1 pseudogene is annotated in these 798 nt (G+C 39.6%); it reads left to right on the top strand.

From position 1 onward, the window contains the following. Positions 1-368: 368 nt before the first annotated feature. A pseudogene (gene vmeY, locus R8O10_RS24655) lies at positions 369-798 on the top strand (multidrug efflux RND transporter periplasmic adaptor subunit VmeY); the annotation flags it as partial.

Below are 798 nucleotides of genomic sequence, written 5' to 3'. Positions count from 1 at the left end.
ATGATAACCCATTTTTTTTTAAAAAATAGTCGAAATACGAGCATTACAGTGAAAGCGATTCGTTTTCATGGTTAATCGAGGAGAGTTTGTTCAGCTCTAAGCAACAATTCCGCCTTTATTGATGAGTTTATTGGTCAAAATTGGCAAACGAATGAGTCATACATCACATTGATGATTAGAGGTTGCTTATATTGTGGGGTGAATGAAGATCTGAAAATGATTTCAAATGCATCAACTTTATTTCGGCCCGTTTCAATTAATTACATTTAGAAACATTTTACGCAATTTATGTAGGAGAATTCGGAATCTACTGTCTGTAAGGTTAGTGTGTTTTCAACAATATCCTGTTCCATAAAGACGGTAAATACATGCAAAAGAAACCACTTGTCGCATTAATGGCGGCTACAGCTATCCTTGCAGGATGCGGAGAAGCGAATAATGCCCAAAGAGAGAGCCAAGCGCCTCTTGTCGTAACTCAGGATGTCACGGTAATCGACTACCAACCGAGTAAATCATATATCGGTCGCATTGAAGCGGTAGAAGATACCAATATCACAGCACAGATTTCAGGCTATTTACAAGCTCGTCATTTTGAAGAAGGACAAATGGTAGAAAAAGGTCAGCTTCTTTATTCTATTGAACCTTCTTCTTTTGAAGCACAAGTGGCAAGTGCGAAAGCAGCGTTAGCACAAGCAAAAGCTTCGCTTAAAAAGGCAGAGCTTGATCACCAACGTGGTAAAAACCTGCTTCCTCGTGGAAGCATCTCCCAATCGGAATTTGATGCGCTGACAGCAACAT

This window comes from Vibrio sp. 1727, assembly GCF_033344415.1.
In the GTDB taxonomy this organism is placed as follows: Bacteria; Pseudomonadota; Gammaproteobacteria; order Enterobacterales; family Vibrionaceae; genus Vibrio; species Vibrio alginolyticus.
The sequence above is the reverse complement of the archived record's forward strand: the minus strand, read 5'-3'. Positions and strand labels throughout refer to the sequence as shown.